Annotated in this window: 18 protein-coding genes and 1 riboswitch; of the genes, 5 read left to right on the plus strand and 13 right to left on the minus strand. The window is 38.2% G+C overall.

Annotated features, from left to right (window positions below; genetic code table 11):
• Positions 1-311 precede the first annotated feature (311 nt).
• The 8 genes from rlmD to cax form a co-directional block, all read right to left on the minus strand.
• Positions 312-1,691 carry a 23S rRNA (uracil(1939)-C(5))-methyltransferase RlmD gene (rlmD, locus tag MLOOGBEN_RS07570; protein WP_179157655.1) on the minus strand — a complete coding sequence of 460 codons (1,380 nt, stop codon included), beginning with the start codon at positions 1,689-1,691 and terminating at the stop codon, positions 312-314.
• Between the two features lie 99 nt (positions 1,692-1,790).
• Complete coding sequence (gene pdaA / locus MLOOGBEN_RS07575; protein ID WP_179157656.1) at positions 1,791-2,597, minus strand: delta-lactam-biosynthetic de-N-acetylase; 807 nt, start codon at positions 2,595-2,597, stop codon at positions 1,791-1,793.
• Positions 2,598-2,661: 64 nt separating this feature from the next.
• The gene (locus MLOOGBEN_RS07580) at positions 2,662-3,627 is read right to left on the minus strand and encodes a nuclease-related domain-containing protein (RefSeq protein ID WP_179157657.1); all 966 of its coding nucleotides are present in this window, start codon (positions 3,625-3,627) and stop codon (positions 2,662-2,664) included.
• A 734-nt stretch (positions 3,628-4,361) separates the two neighbouring features.
• Complete coding sequence (locus MLOOGBEN_RS07585; protein ID WP_368737768.1) at positions 4,362-5,906, minus strand: fumarate hydratase; 1,545 nt, start codon at positions 5,904-5,906, stop codon at positions 4,362-4,364.
• A 130-nt stretch (positions 5,907-6,036) separates the two neighbouring features.
• Positions 6,037-6,234, minus strand: coding sequence for an SE1561 family protein (locus MLOOGBEN_RS07590; RefSeq protein WP_179157658.1), 198 nt, complete (start codon positions 6,232-6,234; stop codon positions 6,037-6,039).
• A gap of 99 nt (positions 6,235-6,333) precedes the next feature.
• Positions 6,334-7,143: a YfkD famly protein gene (locus MLOOGBEN_RS07595; protein ID WP_179157659.1), complete on the minus strand. Its 810-nt coding sequence runs from the start codon at positions 7,141-7,143 to the stop codon at positions 6,334-6,336.
• Positions 7,144-7,236: 93 nt separating this feature from the next.
• Entirely contained in the window at positions 7,237-7,863 is a 627-nt protein-coding gene (locus tag MLOOGBEN_RS07600; protein WP_179157660.1) for a YczE/YyaS/YitT family protein, read from the minus strand.
• A gap of 348 nt (positions 7,864-8,211) precedes the next feature.
• Positions 8,212-9,249 carry a calcium/proton exchanger gene (cax, locus tag MLOOGBEN_RS07605; protein ID WP_256989000.1) on the minus strand — a complete coding sequence of 346 codons (1,038 nt, stop codon included), beginning with the start codon at positions 9,247-9,249 and terminating at the stop codon, positions 8,212-8,214.
• Between the two features lie 202 nt (positions 9,250-9,451).
• Between cax and MLOOGBEN_RS07610 the strand changes: the two genes are divergently transcribed.
• Positions 9,452-10,633, plus strand: a complete 1,182-nt coding sequence (locus tag MLOOGBEN_RS07610; RefSeq protein ID WP_179157662.1) for an MFS transporter — start codon at positions 9,452-9,454, stop codon at positions 10,631-10,633.
• 177 nt (positions 10,634-10,810) lie between these two features.
• Positions 10,811-12,727 carry a heavy metal translocating P-type ATPase gene (locus tag MLOOGBEN_RS07615; RefSeq protein ID WP_179157663.1) on the plus strand — a complete coding sequence of 639 codons (1,917 nt, stop codon included), beginning with the start codon at positions 10,811-10,813 and terminating at the stop codon, positions 12,725-12,727.
• A 206-nt stretch (positions 12,728-12,933) separates the two neighbouring features.
• Here MLOOGBEN_RS07615 and MLOOGBEN_RS07620 read toward each other — a convergent pair whose 3' ends face one another.
• Entirely contained in the window at positions 12,934-13,770 is an 837-nt protein-coding gene (locus MLOOGBEN_RS07620) for a YihY/virulence factor BrkB family protein (protein ID WP_179157664.1), read from the minus strand.
• Positions 13,771-13,802: 32 nt separating this feature from the next.
• Entirely contained in the window at positions 13,803-14,186 is a 384-nt protein-coding gene (locus tag MLOOGBEN_RS07625; RefSeq protein ID WP_179157665.1) for a YtxH domain-containing protein, read from the minus strand.
• 229 nt (positions 14,187-14,415) lie between these two features.
• Here MLOOGBEN_RS07625 and MLOOGBEN_RS07630 point away from each other — a divergent pair, with 229 nt between their 5' ends.
• Positions 14,416-14,643, plus strand: a complete 228-nt coding sequence (locus MLOOGBEN_RS07630) for a DUF1128 domain-containing protein (protein WP_179157666.1) — start codon at positions 14,416-14,418, stop codon at positions 14,641-14,643.
• A gap of 25 nt (positions 14,644-14,668) precedes the next feature.
• Here the strand turns inward: MLOOGBEN_RS07630 and map are convergent, their stop codons facing one another.
• Positions 14,669-15,421, minus strand: coding sequence for a type I methionyl aminopeptidase (gene map, locus MLOOGBEN_RS07635; RefSeq protein WP_179157667.1), 753 nt, complete (start codon positions 15,419-15,421; stop codon positions 14,669-14,671).
• A 206-nt stretch (positions 15,422-15,627) separates the two neighbouring features.
• On the opposite strand from map, the gene MLOOGBEN_RS07640 reads away from it, so the two are divergent.
• On the plus strand, positions 15,628-15,957 hold the full coding sequence (locus tag MLOOGBEN_RS07640; RefSeq protein WP_179157668.1) for a helix-turn-helix domain-containing protein: 330 nt from the start codon (positions 15,628-15,630) through the stop codon (positions 15,955-15,957).
• Positions 15,958-16,131: 174 nt separating this feature from the next.
• Here MLOOGBEN_RS07640 and MLOOGBEN_RS07645 read toward each other — a convergent pair whose 3' ends face one another.
• Positions 16,132-16,290 carry an anti-repressor SinI family protein gene (locus tag MLOOGBEN_RS07645; protein ID WP_368737769.1) on the minus strand — a complete coding sequence of 53 codons (159 nt, stop codon included), beginning with the start codon at positions 16,288-16,290 and terminating at the stop codon, positions 16,132-16,134.
• A 32-nt stretch (positions 16,291-16,322) separates the two neighbouring features.
• A riboswitch (cyclic di-GMP riboswitch) is annotated at positions 16,323-16,410 on the minus strand.
• A 617-nt stretch (positions 16,411-17,027) separates the two neighbouring features.
• Between MLOOGBEN_RS07645 and MLOOGBEN_RS07650 the strand changes: the two genes are divergently transcribed.
• On the plus strand, positions 17,028-17,192 hold the full coding sequence (locus MLOOGBEN_RS07650; protein WP_179157669.1) for a hypothetical protein: 165 nt from the start codon (positions 17,028-17,030) through the stop codon (positions 17,190-17,192).
• Positions 17,193-17,219: 27 nt separating this feature from the next.
• Here MLOOGBEN_RS07650 and hutH read toward each other — a convergent pair whose 3' ends face one another.
• Positions 17,220-18,737: a histidine ammonia-lyase gene (hutH, locus tag MLOOGBEN_RS07655; protein WP_179157670.1), complete on the minus strand. Its 1,518-nt coding sequence runs from the start codon at positions 18,735-18,737 to the stop codon at positions 17,220-17,222.
• Positions 18,738-18,835 lie beyond the last annotated feature (98 nt).

Consider the following 18,835-nt stretch of genomic DNA (forward strand, 5'->3'; position numbering starts at 1 on the left):
CAAAGTCAACTAATAGTTAAGTCTTTGCTACGCAGTAAGGGTCTACTACGTATTAAAATATGACAAGCACAGATATTCAGGATTATTGAATATAATACTTTTTTAACTGTTGCTTTCATTAAAGAGTGATTTTAGAATACCTTAGTTTGGTTTCTAATTTAGCTGCACAGTGCCTCCCAGAGAAATCCTGTTTCATAAAATGTTTCCTTAAAAAAGAAGAAGCACAATCTCCTTAAAGATTGAGCTTTTAAAACATTACACTAATTCAATTTTTGCAACAGCCTCACAATGGCTTGAATAGTGATCGCAGACTATTTCAACACTAACTGCGACACGCATTCAACATGGCTCGTCTGCGGAAACATATCCACTGGCTGAATATATTTCACTTCGTATTTAGCACTTAACATTTGAATGTCTTTGGCCAAAGTGGACGGATTGCAAGAGATGTAAATGATCTTTTCCACTTCTGTTTGTAGCATAGTTTGGATTAATTGTCCGTCAAGCCCAGTCCTTGGTGGATCGACAATGATGACATCTGGCTTCCAGCCCTTTTTCACCCATTTAGGCAGAACTTCCTCCGCTTTACCTGGTACATATTTCGTATTGGTGAAGCCGTGTCGCTTGGCGTTTTTCTTGGCGTCATCAATCGATTCTGGAATGACGTCCATCCCACGTACTTCTGCAGCTTGATCTGCCAGCCATAAACCAATGGTTCCCACACCACAATAGGCATCAACAATTTTTTCCTTACCTGTCAGCGCCGCAGTACTTTTCACTTCATTATAAAGCTTAATGGTTTGAACCGGATTTAACTGGAAGAACGTTCTAGCCGATAGCTCAAACTGCAGGTCCCCCAATGTTTCTTGGATAAATTCCTCACCGGCTAAAGGTAACGTTTCTTCTCCGAAGATAAGCGACGTTTTTTGCTCATTGATGTTCTGCACGATTGATTTCACATTCGGAAGTCTTTTTTGGATTTCCTGAATGATCTGCTCCTTCTTTGGAAGTTCGTTTTGATTCGTTATAAGCACCACTTGGAGCTCCCCACTTTGGACTCCGATACGGGTAACAATGGTCCGAACAATTCCTTTACGTGATTTCTCATTATAAATTGTAATTTTTAGTTCTTCGAGAATTTTCTTAACGGCATTCACTGCTTCATTTGTTTGTGAATGCTGAACGGCACAATGTTCAATATCAATTAATTGGTGAGAGTTTAAGCCATACAATCCAGCTAAAACCTTTCCGTCCCTGCCTGCTAGTTGGAAACTGCTCTTATTCCGATATCCCCAAGGATCTTCCATTCCAATGGTTTCTCGAATATCGAGTTTGTCCACTTGGAGCCTTGTATGTCGTTCGAGCGACTGGATAACAATATCTCGCTTTTCTTTTAATTGCTGACTATATGCTAAATGCTGCAGCTGACAGCCTCCGCATTGCTCATAGACCGGACATGGAGGCTGTACACGATGCGGTGATTTAATCCGGATTTTTTTTATTTTTGCCTCAGCAAATTTAGGGTTAATCTTGGTTGCCTCTACGACTACCTCTTCCCCAGGTAATGCACCTGGCACAAAAACTACCTGCTTCTTAAAATAACCGACGCCTTCCCCATTAATACCGAGTCGTTTGATCGTTAAGGGAAAGGTCTGTTTTTCTTGTATTTTAATTGATTGATCTGTTTTCATTTTGTTCACTCCAAATTTCGCTTCCGTTTGATTTCTCCGTATTATAGCATTATTAACAGAGAAAAGCCGAATTCTACGCGAATCCAGCTTTCCTACTCATTATTTTCTCCAGAAACTCGGTATGATCCTTGCAATACCTTTCTTTTCCGGTTTGAATTCATCCAGACTTTTAAATTTATAGCCTTTCTTTTTCAAATCTTTAATAACGGTTTCTAAAGCATCAGCGTTATCCTTCGATACTGTGTGCAACAATAAGATACAGCCAGGGTGGATTTGTCTCATAATGTTATCATATGAATATTGCCAGCCTCTTTGCGAGTTGGTATTCCAGTCCACAAACGCCAGCGACCAGAAGACATGCGTGTAGCCTTCCTCCTTCGCAATTTGCATGGTTCTCTCACTAAAAACGCCCCGAGGCGGACGTAAATACTTCATCTTCTTTTGACCTGTTATTTCTTTTGTTTTGACCTTAACTTTTCTAAGTTCTTCACGAATTCGCTCATCACTGATTTGTGTCATATTGGGATGGTGCCAGGAATGGTTTCCAATGAGATGACCTTCATCCACCATCCGCTTTGTCAATTCGGGTTGAGATAATAAATAATGCCCCGTCACAAAAAAAGTTGCCGGCACTTTTTCCTTCTTTAAAACATCCAATACTTGAGCCGTATAACCTGCTTCGTACCCATTATCAAAGGTAAGATAAAGCGTCTTCGAGTCTGGGTCTCCTTTAAAAAAGGCACCGTATTTATCAAGTATTTTTTCATACTCTGCACCAGCATCGGGCGGCTCTTCATCTACAGCTTTCTTAAATCCCCAATTGATTGGCTTATTGGGAGCGGAACCATATGTTACCTGAGGCACCATTAACAGCAGCAAACTAAGGATGCACAATAATTTCTTCATCCGTGTTCCCCCTATTTTCTTTTTTATAGTGTTTGTTTACCTATAGGGAAACATGATTAGTATTTTAAGGAAAAAGGATTGGCTGGTGGTAGATACTGTCACTAGTGCGGCCTGTTCGAGTAAAGTTAAGGAAGGATAATATGTATCCAGCGGCCCTTGGGGAAGAAAGATTGAGGAACTTCCTGATTTCGGAATTCGTAAACCATGGTTTGAAGATTAAAAAATAATCGTATATAGCTCTAGTATGGGCATCCTTTGAAATAATTTGACAGGCAGGGCATATCCATCTATTTCTAATATAATCCATTGGGGCAAATAAACATTCTGGGCATTGAACTCCAATAATAATATCGGATTCACGAATTTGGAAAAGTTTAAGTATATCTACCCTTTTTGGTGTGTGGTCTCTTAAAAGCTGGTTACTTACTTTTAAAATATCTTGTTCGCTCACCCATATTTTTTTATAGTAACCCTCCAATTCCTCAATCTTTTTTATTAAATCATGTGACTTACAAATTTTATTTTCCGCTTCTTTGTAACCTGGGGTTATAATAATTTCACTGGACGATCTCGTAAAGACAACTAAATTTTCCATAAAAATAGGAGGTAGTTTATTTCTCTCTGTCCAATTTCTCAATAATATTTTGTGTCGATTCGTCTGGGAAATAGGATTCTCATAAATCTCTCTTGTGTCAGCAGTTTCTTGAATCATTTGATTTTTTTCAATTGTTATTTTGCCTGAGTGATTCTTTCCATCAAGAATAATAAGAATATTGGGTGCAAGGAGCAGTACATCAATTTGAAAAAATGTTTCGCCTGCAGGGAGTCGGAGGTCATGTAAAATGTGGTATTTATGATGAGGAATTTGCCCCAATTGATAATTTAATTCTTTTTCGCCATTATAACCTGACTTTAATATTTTTATGTTATTTTTTATTTCAGACATTTTTTCATGATTTATCTTTAGCCTTCTTTCTAAAGCCTCGGCCTGTAGTAATGATATAGGTGTCGTAAAATTTTTATCAAACAATAAAGTCCCTCCTAAATGGTTTGATGTAACTTTTCTATATCAATTTGGCATATCCTTCTTATATTTCAGTTTTATTATGAAGCTTTAGTGACAATTTATAGTTTTCCAAATTATTTTGTTGTTTTATTTTCTGGGGAACTTTACATGTTCTACACAAAAATGTACAGGTTCTACACAAAACCATACACCTTCTACATAAAATCATACAGCTTCTACACAAAACCGGACTGGTTCTACAAAACCATACCTGCTTCTACACAAAACCGTACAGCTTCTACAAAAAACTATACAGTTTCTACAAAAAACTATACAGGTTCTACACAAAACCGGACTGGTTCTACAAAACCAAACCTGCTTCTACATAAAACCATACACCTTCTACACAAAACCGACTGGTTCTACAAATCCCAAACCTGCTTCTACACAAAACCATACAGCTTCTACACAAAACTGGACTGGTTCTACAAAACCAAACCTGCTTCTACACAAAACCATACAGCTTCTACACAAAACTGGACTGGTTCTACAAAATCAAACCTGCTTCTACACAAAACCATACAGCTTCTACAAAAAACTATACAGGTTGTACACAAAACCGGACTGGTTCTACAAAACCAAACCTGTTTCTACATAAAACCATACTGCTTCTACACAAAACCGGACTGGTTCTACAAATCAACCTGATCCGGCAAAAAAAAGAGCAGACCCCATATTAGAGCCTGCCCGCCAATCCTTTAGTTAAAAACGCGATCCTTAAATTGTGCTAATTTTTCTAATGAAGACTTGTCTACATCTGCATGCAGGCTGTTCCCGTGTGAGTCCATGGTTACGACGGCTGTGAAGCCCTCTACTCGCAGGTGCCACATCGCTTCAGGAATACCAAATTGCATCAAGTCAACACCTTCAACGCCCTTGATACAATCTGCATAATATTGTGCAGCGCCGCCAATAGCATTCAGGTATACACCGCCATGCTCTTTAAGAGCAGCCAACGTACGTGGTCCCATTCCGCCTTTTCCGATAACAGCGCGGATTCCAAATTTCTTCATAATGTCACCTTGGTAAGGCTCCTCACGAATACTTGTGGTTGGGCCAGCCGCTTTAACATGCCAGACATCTTCTTTATCCTTCAACATAACTGGACCACAGTGGTAGATGACTTGTCCATTTAAATCCACTGGTGAATCATGATCTGACAGATATTTATGAATGGCGTCACGGCCTGTATACATCATTCCGTTAATTTGAACAACATCGCCAACCTTCAATTCGCGAATTTGTTCCTCCGTGATTGGTGCTTGGAGAGAGATAACATCATTGGCACGAGCGGCAGCTGTTTCTTTCTCAGCTTCTGTTTCAGTGAAATCAATGAAATCGCCTTCCTGGTACATCCATTCATTAATTTCTCCGGACACTGGGTCTACACTTACGCCTAAACGGCGGAATGCCCAACAGTTGTAAGCGACAGATACATAGAAGCTTGCTGGAATTCGATTCATTACCCCAACCTTACAGCCTAACAACGTTGCTTCTCCGCCAAATCCCATCGTGCCGATTCCTAATTTATTTGCATTTTCCAGAACGTACTCTTCTAACGCGCGTAACTCTTCGTTTGGATTAACATCGTCTAAAGAGCGGAATAATTGTTCTTTTGCTAAATCATAACCAGATGAACGGTCGCCGCCGATCCCTACCCCAATAAAACCAGCGCTGCAGCCTTGTCCTTGTGCCTGATAAACAGAGTGCATGACACATTTCCGAATACCATCAAGGTCACGTCCTGCTCGGCCAAGTCCTTCTAACTCGCATGGAAGACTATATTGGATGTTTTTATTTTCACATCCGCCGCCTTTTAAAATCAGACGAACATCAATATAATCTTTTTCCCATTGATCAAATTTAATAACCGGTAACCCAGCTCCTAGATTGTCACCACTGTTTTCACCTGTTAGGGAATCAACAGAGTTAGGACGCAGTTTTCCTTCTTTGGTTGCGATTACAATTGCATTTTTGATCGCTTCTTTTAATTCTAATTGGTTTACACCAACCGGAGTTTTAATTTTAAATGTTGGTAATCCCGTATCCTGGCAAATAGGTGAGACTTGATCATCTGCCATTTTAATGTTATTGGTAATGGTTGCAAGGCTCATCGCTGCACTTGTGCCTGCGTTTTCCTTTTCCTTTGCCGCACTAACTGCACGGCGTACATCTTTTGGAAGCTTTGTAGAAGTTTCAACTACTAATTTGTACATACTCTCCTGAAATTTCTCGATATTCACCTAATGTACCCCTTTCCCCTTGTCCGATTCGCAATCTATTTAAAAATTACAACTATTTGACGATATTATTATACTCCTATAAGCAATTGATTGAAAGATAAAGGTTTTCCCAATAGAAAAGAGCCTGTAATTAAACAGACTCTGGAGCTTCACGATGATTGAATTCCTTACACTTGTTTTCTAATTCATCAATCATTTTAATTAAATTATCGATATCATCAAGATCCGTATCCTCTGGATCGATTGCATCCAATACGTCTAGGAACATGTTCAATCTCTGCTTTAAAAAACTAACTTGTGAATTTTTCTCATGAGTCGGACTGCCCAAAGTTGATTCTCCCCCTTCTATATCAATATCCTACACTTTCTGCAGCTCTTTTTCAAAAAAGAACCCCTACTTAACTTGGCAGGAGTTCTTTCTCCAAAATCATCTTGGTCTTTCTGATGCAGCAAAACCAAATGAAACATGATCCTGTACCGGAATCCATGCTCCAATTCCTTGGGAGGTTACATTTTTAATGACGATAATTTTTTTACTACCCTTAAGCATTAAATAAACTTCACCATAGGTGACTTTGCCTTTTTCATTGACCGCAGGTGCATAGGCATATAAGTATCCTAGTCGATTAACTGGGATATTGTAGACATGATCGTTCTTCGTTCCTGATCCAATAATCGTTTCAAATGCCAGCGGAAGATGTGTTTTTTCCATTGCCTTTAACAGCATCATCTTTTTAACATCCTCTGCATTTGCGATTTTCGCGGTTAATCCGCCACGGATGATTTTTTGAGCCTCTTGTACATAATGAATCTGGTAAGGTACTTTACCGCCGCGATTATCATAGTAGTTTGTATTAATTTTTTGATACTCCCAGTTTGGAGCGGTTTCGGTTGATTCGTAATTTAATGGCCATTGTCCAAGGTAGACGATTGCACGATAACCGATTGCAAACGGTGTGCTATTAATACTGGATTCATTGAGCATGCGTATTAAATCGGGATTTTCAATCTTCACCTTTGATGAATCAATCAGCTTTTTCGTTAACTCACTAGGCTGTAAGGTAGGTAAGTCCTGTGTTGAATTGGGGTACGTATTTTCCTTCGTAATATTACGAACCGATGCAGGAACTTGATAGTTCGCTGGTTCCTTTTTTGCATTTGCCTTTTCAGCAGAAGCAGTTGGAAGAAAAGCTAAAAGTAATAGCAGTGTTATAACGACAGGGATAAACTTTTTCACAAAGAAAAACTCCTTTCACAATATAGCAGTAATAAGTCTGCTCATAGTGTTTTCGGAGTTGAAAACTTTTATCCATTACAGCGAAATATTTCATTATTTCCCCTTATAATTCCCTTCTATCAGTCTTTGCATTAATTTTTCAAAATAAGGGAAACACAGTTGAACAAAGGGACCAATAGTAAAAGTGATAATGATTGTACCTATACCGATGGGTCCTTGTAGAATCAGCGCTGGGATTAAAGCAATAATTTCTCCAATCGTCTTTGCCATCATTAAACTTACTCGAAAACGTTCTCTAATGGCCATCATAAAACCATCAATTGGACTAGAAGGAAACTTTGCTTGTAAATAGATAGCCGCACCAAGCCCTATGATGAAAATTCCAAGAATTAAGGTAACGAATTTTATCATTAATCCATAAACCACAAATGATTCAAATACAAAAAACATCCATAAATCCACTAAAGATCCAATTAAGGTGATCGTTAATAGCGATAGTAGCTCCGGTTTTCTTTTTACCAATAAGGAATTTACAAATACTAACACTGCACCTTCGATGATGATCCAGCTGCCAATCGTCAAACCTATCCATTCAGTAAGTGCAACATTCAGTGCATCCCAAGCCCCAGCTCCCAACTCAGCTTTGATGGTTAAACAAACACCGAATGTCATAATCATTAATCCTACAACAAAAAATAATGAGCGGTACAATAATGCCATTTTTTTCTCCTTAAAAAAATTAATCAGAACATTTACAAAATTCAAATAACCGGTTATAATATACTTAACCTTTAAAGAAGGAGGGCAGTAATCAATCGACGAACCATTTACCATTAAGGAGGTTGGGATTCCACTCATATATGAAAATTCAACACTCGTGTTTTTCTATTATAAATTAAACATGAAGGTTGGTGATTGATGGGCCCACGTAAACGCGATTGGTTTTACCCCATATAGCATATGCTCGATCATTATAGCATATTTCCAAGATTTACCCTTACATCGAATGACTAATTAATAAAAGACTCTGTGCCGACTTGGCTCAGAGTCTTTTTACATGATTCTGTTTTATAGCAGGAAAAAACCTATGCCCATAATCAAGTAGGCCGCAAGTAAGGTCAGTCCCTCAAACCAGTTTGATTCTCCGTCATTCGAGATTACAATCATGAGCAGTACCGAGGTTACCATGGCAATTAACTCTGGCATGGTAAAAACAAGCGGCATAGTTTTGGTAAAGAAAAGTGAGATTAAGACTAATACTGGAGCAACAAACATGGCAATCTGGAGTGTTGAACCGATAGCAATCTCTACCGCTATATCCATTTTATTTTTAAAGGCCATGACAATAGCAGACGCGTGTTCAGCTGCGTTACCAACAATGGCAACGATAATAACCCCTATGAATAACTCCGTCCAGCCAAATGATTCCGCTACATATTCAAATGTATGAACAAGATTTTCAGATATATAGGCAACAGCTAAAGTGGCTGCCAATAGAACACCAATAGCCTTACCTTTACTCCACTCAGGCTCTTCCTCATGGTGTGTTTCAGCATTCTCGCTCTGATAGACCCCTCGATGAGTAACCAGTTTAAAGAAAAGAGCTGCTAGATAAAGTAAGATTAGAATAAGTGAGATCCCGATGCTTAGAGTTAATGTTTTCGCCTCATTCATTTCCATTGAAAAAACTTCTGGTATTACAAATGCAACGATGACCGCAAACATGAGCAGACCGGAATTATGGCGTGCATCATGTACATTAAATTTTTGCCTTTTAAATTTTAATCCTCCAATAAAAAATGATAATCCAGCAACTAGGAGCAGGTTGCCGAGTACAGAACCCGTTAAGGATGCGAGAACAACTCCAACCAATCCTTCCTTTAAAGCAAAGATTGAAATGATTAATTCCACTGCATTTCCAAAAGTAGCATTAAGGAGTCCGCCTACCCGTGGTCCAGCGACAATCGCCAAACTCTCCGTTGCCCTCCCCATATAGCTGGCAAGGGCGATAATTGAAATACAATAAACAACAAAAAGAATCATGGTTGGCCATTGCATGAGTGTCCCAATCACGGAAAGCGGGACACCAATAAAAGTAAGCAGCATAAATATTTTTCCCACTGTTATCCCTCCTAACATCATATAAAGCAATAAGGATAAAAACGTAAAAATTGTATAAAAATCCCTACAAATTGAGAATACTCTTTTTTTCCATTCATTAAAAGAGTGAAGAAAATTTTGCTTGCAAATGCCTTATTTTCTCGTTACCATCGAATGGGTATCAATATCATACTAATGAGGATCATATATGAATAAAAAAAATAATTTTCGATTTTGGATTCTAGTGACCATAGTCGCCATTTCTGGTTTTTCACAAGGAATGCTTCTTCCACTTATTGCCGTTATTTTTGAACAAAGCGGGGTATCCTCCTCCCTTAATGGATTAAATGCCACTGCGCTCTATATTGGAATTCTTCTCGTTTCACCCTTTATGGAAGCACCGCTGCGAAAATATGGGTATAAACCAACGATTATACTTGGCGGCGGGCTTGTGGTGCTTGCTCTTGCATTGTTTCCATTGTGGAAATCCTTTTGGTTTTGGTTTTTCTTGCGAGCCATCATCGGGATTGGGGATCATGCCTTACATTTTGCTACCCAAACCTGGATTACCTCTTCTTCTCCAACCGAAAAAAGAGGGCGGAATATTTCCTTGTACGGCTTATTTTTTGGGATTGGATTTGCAAGCGGACCTTTGATGACACCACTTGTAAATATTAATGAGGCATTGCCATTCATCGTTTCCTCTATTTTATGTTTAATCGGATGGGTATTTGTCTTTACATTAAAGAACGAGTTTCCAGAACAGGAAGTAGAGATTAATTCATTTTTCAACACCATCAAACGATTTAGAACAACGATGAAATATGGATGGGTCGCTTTTCTTCCTCCCTTCTGCTACGGTTTTTTAGAATCTTCTTTAAACGGCAGCTTTCCGGTATATGCACTAAGAAGGGATATTGACGTAGCAAGTGTTTCCCTAGTATTAACTGCCTTTGCAATTGGCAGTATCATTACGCAGCTGCCATTAGGTGTGCTTAGTGATTCTTATGGTCGAAGAAATGTATTAATGATCGTACTTTCCCTAGGATTTCTAACTTTTACATCTGCGAGCATATTTGAACATTCCTTTATTGGACTTTTCGTTTCCTTTCTCCTATCGGGAATGGTAGTAGGCTCAACATTTTCACTTGGAATCAGCTATATGACAGATTTAGTACCAAAGAATTTGTTAGCAACAGGAAATTTGTTATGCGGTATTTTCTTTAGTTTAGGAAGTTTGAGCGGACCGATTATTGGTGGGTTATTTATTCAGTTTTTCCAAAAAGTAAGTTTCTTTTATATAATTAGTACCATGTTACTTACCTTATCCATCATTATTTACGCTTTTGGAAAGAAAACTTTTTCAATGATAGAGCAGCATAATTCTTAAATCTTTTTGGAGCATATTTATATAATAAACATACATTGTATGATAAAATTAATTTAATTTAATAATTGTTTTTGGAACAGTGCTGTCATCTTAATTGATGACAGCTTTCGTGTTTTTTAGGGGTAATGATTTTGATTATTTTTCTCAATTAGATTTAAAATGGGGAGGGAACTGATAATGAGTACGGATGCTAAGAGATTAACAAAAGGGCTTCCAAAGGTAGGGTTTATTGAAAAAATAAAACCACATGCAGAACTTATTGCTGCTGGACTAAGTGGTGTTTTCATCGCAGCAGGATGGATTACAGATAAAATGGGTGATCAGGTTGCTTCAATTGTCTTTTATTTATTGGCCTTTGTGATAGGCGGCTTCGCCAAAGCCAAGGAAGGAATTGAAGCCACCTATGAAAACAAACAACTAAACGTTGAAATGCTAATGGTTTTTGCAGCGATTGGTTCTGCAATCATTGGCTATTGGACAGAAGGCGCCATTTTGATTTTTATATTTGCTGTTAGTGGTGCATTAGAAATCTATACGATGAACAAGAGTCACAAAGAGATTTCTTCGCTAATGAAGCTTCAGCCGGAAGAGGCTCTTCTTATTAATAATGGGATTGAAAGGCATGTTCCTGTTTCCGAGTTAAAAGTTGGCGATCAGATTCTCGTTAAGCCTGGAGAAAGAATTCCTTCTGATGGCGTCATAAAGAATGGGTATACGAACATTGATGAAGCTGCTATTACTGGGGAATCGATGCCTGTTTCAAAAGGTTTAGATAAGGAAGTGTTTGCGGGGACGGTAAATTTAACAGGTGCCATCACTGTCCAAACAACAAAAGAAAGTAATGAAACACTCTTTCATAAAATTATTGAACTTGTGCAATCCGCTCAAAGTGAAAAATCTCCATCACAGCTGTTTATTGAACGCTTTGAAGGAACCTATGTAAAAACCGTATTAGCCGTCGTTTTGTTGATGATGTTCCTCCCCTATTTCCTGCTTGATTGGAGCTGGAATGAGTCGTTTTATCGGGCAATGATACTCTTGGTGGTGGCATCTCCTTGTGCACTGGTAGCATCGATTATGCCTGCAACACTGTCTGCCATTTCAAATGGCGCAAAACGAGGAATTCTAGTCAAAGGCGGTGTACATTTAGAGAATCTCAGCCATGTAGAAGCGATTGCCTTTGACAAAACTGGTACGCTGACAAAAGGAAAACCTGAGGTTACCGAAATAATTGTTAATGAAAACTTTGATAAGATGGAGCTTTTATGGAAGACCGCATCAATTGAAAATCAATCGAATCACCCTCTTGCACAGTCCATCGTCAAGTACGTGAAAGAAAATATTAACCGTGACCTCGTTCATCCTGAACACCTTGAAGATGTTTCGGGGTGGGGTGTAAAAGCGGAAATAAATGGCGAACAGTGGAAAATAGGCAAAGCTGATTTTGTTGGAAAAGAGGCTGCTCTATCATTCGCCGCCGGTAAAGCGGCTGACCTGGCAAGCCAAGGAAATACACTTGTATTTGTGCAAGTTAACGATTGCTTAGCCGCGATGATTGCTTTAAAAGATGTTGTGAGACAAGAAACAAAGCTTGCCATCGACCATTTAAAGCAACAAGGTATTTACACGGTCATGCTAACGGGCGATAGTGAGAAAACGGCCAGTGCCATTGCAGAAGAAAGTCATGTGAATCAGTTCTTTGCTGAATGTCTGCCTGAAGAAAAAGTCGAGCAGCTCAAAAAGCTGAAGGAAAAATACAAAACCATTGCCATGGTGGGCGATGGAATTAATGATGCTCCGGCATTAGCCATTGCAAATGTGGGTATTGCAATGGGAGAAGGCTCGGATGTTGCTCTTGAAACAGCGGATGTTGTCCTAATGAAAAATGATTTACCAAGGATAGCAGAAGCCATTCATCTTTCGAAACGGATGAATCGGATTATAAAACAAAATGTTATCTTCTCCATCACGGTAATCATGATTTTAATTTCTTCAAACTTTTTTCAATTGCTGGATTTGCCGTTTGGTGTAATTGGGCATGAAGGCAGTACCATTCTTGTAATTCTGAACAGTTTAAGACTTTTAAAAAATTAATGAACCGGGCTTTTCAGCCCGGTTCTATTTAATGATATCCGTTGCTGCCGTTAGCAGAACCAGATGTTTTATTTCCCTTACTGCCTTTACCCTTTTGTTTTGTGCCGCCATCTTTTTTTGTTTGTTTTGTCATGGTGAGCCCCCTATTTGTAATCTGTTCCCCACCTATATTCTTTGCAATAAAAAGTTTTTCATAAAGGGAAATTTTAACAGTTTGTTTTATTCTTTTCACTATAGAAAGCATTAATCTCGCCGCCGAGAATGATAATAAACCCCGATATGTATAACCAAATTAGTAAAACAATAATAGCTCCAATACTTCCATAGGTCAGTGAAAAGTTGTTAAATTTACTCACGTAATAGGATAAAGCATAGGATGAAAGAATCCAGCCAACAGTTGCAAAACCGGCTCCTGGGAATGCACTTCTGCAGCGTAATTTAACATTGGGAGCAATCCAATATAATCCAGTAAAGATTAAAAATAATATAAGGGCACTGATGACTAATCTTAACATTTCCCAAATACGCAGGAATTCCAGTTGAAAACCTAAATAGGAGAAAAGAAATATTCCAATTTCCCTTCCGAATATCGGAAGTAAAACGGCCACAATAAAAACTAAAATCATCCCGATGGTCAGCACGATAGCCATCGCTCTAGAAACAATAAAAGAACGGCTTTCTTTCACATTGTATGCTTTGTTAAAAGCTCTTACTAGGGCATGAATTCCATTAGATGCCGACCAAATGGTACCAATAATACCAAATGAAAGTAATCCGCCATTTCGATTATTCATGACATAATTTACATTCTTTTCAATTAGATCCATCGTCTGAGGTGGAGCAAAGTCTCCTATCCCCCCAAGTATATCTAGGTGTTGAATGGGCAGATATGGCAGTAATGTAAAAATGAAAATAAGGAGTGGAAATAGCGAAAGAAGAAAGAAATAGGCCAGCTGCGCTGATAAACCAGGAATATCATCTTCTTCTATTCTGTGCCAAAGCAGCCTTAACAAAGATTTACGAACATTCACTGCTTTCCCCATATCTCACCTCTCCTTTTTACTGAATCCAATTGTTACTTTTCAAATTGAACATCATCTTCCACAACAACCTCTTTTAACAATTCTTCTAAGTCTAAATCCTCATGATTAGAAAAAGTACTTTTCGTCTCTTTCACAATTTCCTTTACTTGGGGAGTCAGCACACGGAGTTCGTCCACTTTTCCCGTAATATAAGAAATGTCCTCACTAACCTGCTCAATTGTGTTTCTAATTTTTTCAGCAGTCTCTTTAACATTTTCTGTGATTTCCTTAGGATGGCGAACAGCATAAGATACTTGCTCATACGCCTTTTTCGCATTCACCCTCATATCCTGCCGTGTTTTTTTATCTAATAAGCTTAGAGCTCCACCCGCTATCGCACCATAGAACATACCTTTAAAAAATAAATTTTTACCCATTTTTTTAACCTCTCCTTCCATATGGTTTTTATCATCCATTTCATCACTATAAAAAAATACCAACTTTCATCACTTTATATTTTGCTTTAAGCTTGCAGTCAAAATCAAGAGAAGGACAGATAATTACCTATTTATTTTATAAACTTAATAAAAGGAGCTGCCCAAGTTTAGATTGACATCTAGAAGTGAAAATGAAAAGATAAAGTTACGAATATGGAAGGGTGACGGCATGAATTTATCAGAAAAGACAGTAGAAAATGTAGAATACATGATCGAACAAATTAAAGAAAAATTAAAGGTATTAAATCTTGGAGCCATTAAATCTTCACACTTTGATGAAGAAATGTATGAGGAATTAAAAGAAATCTATGAAATGGTCATGAAAAAACCTTCGTTTAGCCCAAATGAAATGCAGGCATTGGTGGAAGAACTAGGGAACCTTCGTAAGAATAAGTAAAACAGATCTCGAGGAGATCTGTTTTTTATTTATCCTGATCAGTTAATATAATCGGTCCATCCTTCGTAATGGCAATGGTATGTTCATATTGAGCAGAAAACTTACCATCAATAGTCCTAGCTGTCCAGCCATTACTATCCATCTTCGTTTGGTACATTCCAGCGTTAACCATTGGCTCTATAGTAAAAACCATACCTTCTTTAATTCGTGGTCCTTTTCCGGGCAGTCCGTAATGTGGTACATCCGGTTTCTCATGAATGACAGCCCCAATTCCATGACCGATAAAGTCACGAACAACCGAAAAGCCTTCCCCTTCGACATAGGTTTGAATGGCATGACCGATATCTCCAATCCTATTTCCAGGGACAGACTGTTCAATACCTTTATAGAGAGCTTCCTTTGTTACCTTTAATAAATGTTCTGTTTCTAAAGAAACTCTTCCAACAGCATAGCTCCATGCGGAATCAGCTAACCCCCCGTTATAATTGACCACCATATCGATGGTGACAATATCACCTTCTTTTAATGGTTCCTTTCTAGGAAAGCCATGGCATACCTCGTCATTAATACTCGCACAGGTAGCATATTTATAGCCCTTATAGCCCTTTTGCTGTGGGGTTGCCTTGTGTTTAGCAAGGAATTCATCAACAAACTGATCAATCTCCCAAGTTGTTACACCTGGTTTTATCATTTTTGTAATTTCTTTATGACATGATGCGAGAATTTCTCCTGCTTTTTTCATGGCATCGATTTCCCGCTGTGATTTAAGAACAATCATCCTCTTCCCAACCTTTTTTTATTATTTTTATGTATTTTTGCAGATTTGGAAACACTCTTTAATATTATCGTTATCAAACCATTATTTCAAAAAATTTTCGCTATTTAGGAATTTTTTGTGAAAGTCAACCGTTCTTAATATGGAACTTTTTCATCTTTTCTGATAAAATTATTGTAGTAATAATAAAAATTAGGTGTGTGAGACCAATGATCGGTGATCGTGTTAAAAAACTTCGTTTAGAAAAAAAAATGTCATTATCAGAACTTGCTGAACAAGCTGGAGTTGCTAAATCCTATTTAAGCTCTCTGGAAAGAAACCTGCAAAGGAATCCGTCTATTCAGTTCCTTGAAAAAATTTCTTCTGTATTACACGTACCTGTTGAACATCTAATAAATGAACAGATTAACAAAGAAGAATTAGATAGTGATTGGATGAACATTGTAAAAGAGGCAATGGATTCTGGTGTATCGAAAGAACAATTTCGCGATTTTATTGAATTTAATAAATGGCGAATCGGTCAAAATAATGAAGAATAAAGAAAAGCGGAAGGCGCCCGCCTATCGGCGACAAGCATAAGTCGAGCCGGCTGAAAGGTTGGTTTTTAACCTTTTGGACGGATTGGCTGTAGACCGCGAGCCGATGGCGCCTGGAGCTGGACAATAAAAGAACAAAGCATACTACCATATTTTGTAGTATGCTTTGTTCTTCTTTTATGTATCTTGGCGATTCTTTACTAGAACCTCTCTAACTTCGTTCTGATGGAGAAAATCAAGTATTGTTTCCTTCGAAATCCCTAGAGCTTTTGCTTCTACGATAAGAGCTAACCATTCTGCATCCATTCCACTCGTCATACCATCCGTTAGTGACACTTTCATCCACTCCTAAAATACATTTTCGTATTCCAGGCAGCCCGGCCATCATAGTAAAAAATATACCTTAGATCCTCGGCTTTGCGTCCCCATTTTTCAGTGAGTTTGCCTTTTTCTGTTTCATATTGCTCATAAATCATTGATTATTCAGTAAATTCCGTAGATAACTTTTCCTATTTCGTGATTACTATGTTCATTATATATAGTACTTTATTAGTATCGTGTTGTTTTTTGTCAAATACTTTAGTCTTTCGAACCTTTTTTTTACACAAATTCTACCAATTTTCTACATAAAAACGTTGGAGTATTCACAAAATGTAGAAAGTTTATCATTTAAATGGAAGTTTAATGGAAAATAAAGGAATTAACAGTCGAAAATAGGATGTTTACCCTAGAACTAAACTTTGAAATTAGGTTGAAAGAGCTAGAAATTACTGTGAAATTTGTTTATTTTGTGACGATTGACAATTAACTGTTAACAGCATTATAATATACTAAATATTATAAATATTCAAATAATGGTGGTGATTTCAGTCTATGACAGCCATACATGTGTTGAATTTCGTAATACCAATTGCCTTTTTAGTATTTTTTGGTTTCCTTATTGACACCATGTGCAGTCCTGCAAAGTCTGATGAAAAAATTAAAGAAGAATAATTCTCTTATCCTCCTCTTCTTCACTAATAAATTTCCTTCGTTTGGGAATGATACATTCGTAGACGAAAGGAGTGTTTCATTTGGCACGTGGAGAACATTTTAATCATAAAAAGAAAGGTCATCCTGGTAATTTACCAAAGGATAACCAAACTGAAAGGCATTCAAAGGATGCCATCGGTGACGAGGAGTTCCTTGTAGTACGAGAAGCATTTAAGAATAGAGTTGAAACGGAAGAAATAGAGTAAAAGGCGTGAACTTCACGCCTTTTTTGCTTATTTTACATTATCAAATTTTTGAATGAGTTTCTTAAGATCCCATTCTTTTAGACCTTCTGCTGCCCTCTCGATGTCTTTTGAAAAGATTCGATCCTTCTTTATAGAAGGAACAAGCTCTCTTCCCTTCTCATATATCGTCTTTGTCTGGCAGGCCATTTTTTCCACCCCGCGAATCTCAACCGCCTGCATGGCACAAATGAGTTCAATTGCCAGCACTCGTCTTGCATTCTGAATGATTTGATAAGCATGTCTAGAGGCAATGGTACCCATACTCACATGATCTTCCTGATTGGCAGATGAGGGAATGGAATCGACACTTGCAGGATGGGCAAGTGTTTTATTCTCTGATACCAACGATGCGGCAGCATATTGCATAATCATCGCACCTGACTGCAATCCAGGTTCAGGACTTAGGAAAGGCGGCAGATCGTTCAACTGTGGGTTTACTAATCGCTCAATCCGTCTTTCAGATATATTTGCAAGCTCCGCTACTGCAATCTTCATAAAATCCATTGCGAATGCAATTGGCTGACCATGAAAATTCCCTCCAGAAATAACCTTTTCTCCATCATCAAAAATAAGTGGATTGTCTGTAGCCGCATTCATTTCAATTTCTAATTTTTCCTTAACATAATCAAGTGCCTGCCAGGATGCCCCGTGTACCTGTGGAATACACCTTAGAGAATAAGCGTCCTGAACACGGTATTCTCCTTGAACCGTGGTTAATAAACTATCACTAAGATACCTGCGGATTCTTGCTGCCGTATCAATCTGCTGCTGGTATCCCCTTGCTACATGAACTTCCTCAGCAAATGCATCAATGATCCCGTTTAACCCTTCCATTGTCATCGCTGCAATGAGTTCACTTTCAAATGCCAGCTGTTCAGCTTCAAGATAGCCGACCACTCCCATAGCTGTCATTGCCTGTGTTCCATTAATTAGCGCAAGACCCTCTTTTGCCTCTAATGTTAGGGGCAGGATTCCTTCCATTTGAAGCGCATGGATTGACTCCATCCTATTTCCTTTGTAAAATACTTCACCTTCCCCTATCAGCACTAATGCTAAATGGGAGAGAGGAGCTAAATCACCGCTTGCACCTAAAGAACCTTGCTGAGGAATAACCGGTATGATTTCTGTATTAACCAGTTCTAAAAGTTTCTCAATCAGAATTGGCCGAACTCCTGAGTACCCTTTTAAAAGGGCATTGGCACGTAAAAGAACCATTGCTTTTGAAACAATTTCCGGAAAGGGGTCCCCCACCCCGCAAGCATGTGAGCGAATTAAATTGAGCTGTAAATCCCTGACATGCTCTTTATTGATTAATACATCACTAAACTTCCCAAATCCCGTATTAATACCGTAAACTACTTTGTGCTCGGAAACGATTCTTTCTACCGCTTCACGGCTCTTTTTTACAAGATCCATACTTTTTTCTGAAGCAAAAACCTTCTCTTTTCGATATAAAACATCTTTCATTTGATCCAATGTTAAACTTTGACCTGTTAGCATAATCACATTTCTCACCTCTACCACTTTAATTGAATAAAGAAAGAGGCTGGATTCCATCTCAGATTAGATTTGGAGTCCAGCCTCTTTTATTAACATTTTCGAAT

It is taken from the genome of Bacillus sp. EB106-08-02-XG196, from assembly GCF_013396335.1.
Lineage (GTDB): Bacteria > Bacillota > Bacilli > Bacillales > Cytobacillaceae > Neobacillus.

Coding starts and splice junctions, on each gene's coding strand:
- rlmD (WP_179157655.1), bottom strand. CDS start 1,691: ATGAAAACAGATCAATCAATTAAAATACAAGAAAAACAGACCTTTCCC.
- MLOOGBEN_RS07615 (WP_179157663.1), top strand. CDS start 10,811: ATGAGTACGGATGCTAAGAGATTAACAAAAGGGCTTCCAAAGGTAGGG.
- MLOOGBEN_RS07625 (WP_179157665.1), bottom strand. CDS start 14,186: ATGGGTAAAAATTTATTTTTTAAAGGTATGTTCTATGGTGCGATAGCG.
- MLOOGBEN_RS07610 (WP_179157662.1), top strand. CDS start 9,452: ATGAATAAAAAAAATAATTTTCGATTTTGGATTCTAGTGACCATAGTC.
- MLOOGBEN_RS07630 (WP_179157666.1), top strand. CDS start 14,416: ATGAATTTATCAGAAAAGACAGTAGAAAATGTAGAATACATGATCGAA.
- cax (WP_256989000.1), bottom strand. CDS start 9,249: ATGCTGCTTACTTTTATTGGTGTCCCGCTTTCCGTGATTGGGACACTC.
- MLOOGBEN_RS07640 (WP_179157668.1), top strand. CDS start 15,628: ATGATCGGTGATCGTGTTAAAAAACTTCGTTTAGAAAAAAAAATGTCA.
- MLOOGBEN_RS07600 (WP_179157660.1), bottom strand. CDS start 7,863: ATGGCATTATTGTACCGCTCATTATTTTTTGTTGTAGGATTAATGATT.
- pdaA (WP_179157656.1), bottom strand. CDS start 2,597: ATGAAGAAATTATTGTGCATCCTTAGTTTGCTGCTGTTAATGGTGCCT.
- map (WP_179157667.1), bottom strand. CDS start 15,421: ATGATTGTTCTTAAATCACAGCGGGAAATCGATGCCATGAAAAAAGCA.
- MLOOGBEN_RS07620 (WP_179157664.1), bottom strand. CDS start 13,770: ATGGGGAAAGCAGTGAATGTTCGTAAATCTTTGTTAAGGCTGCTTTGG.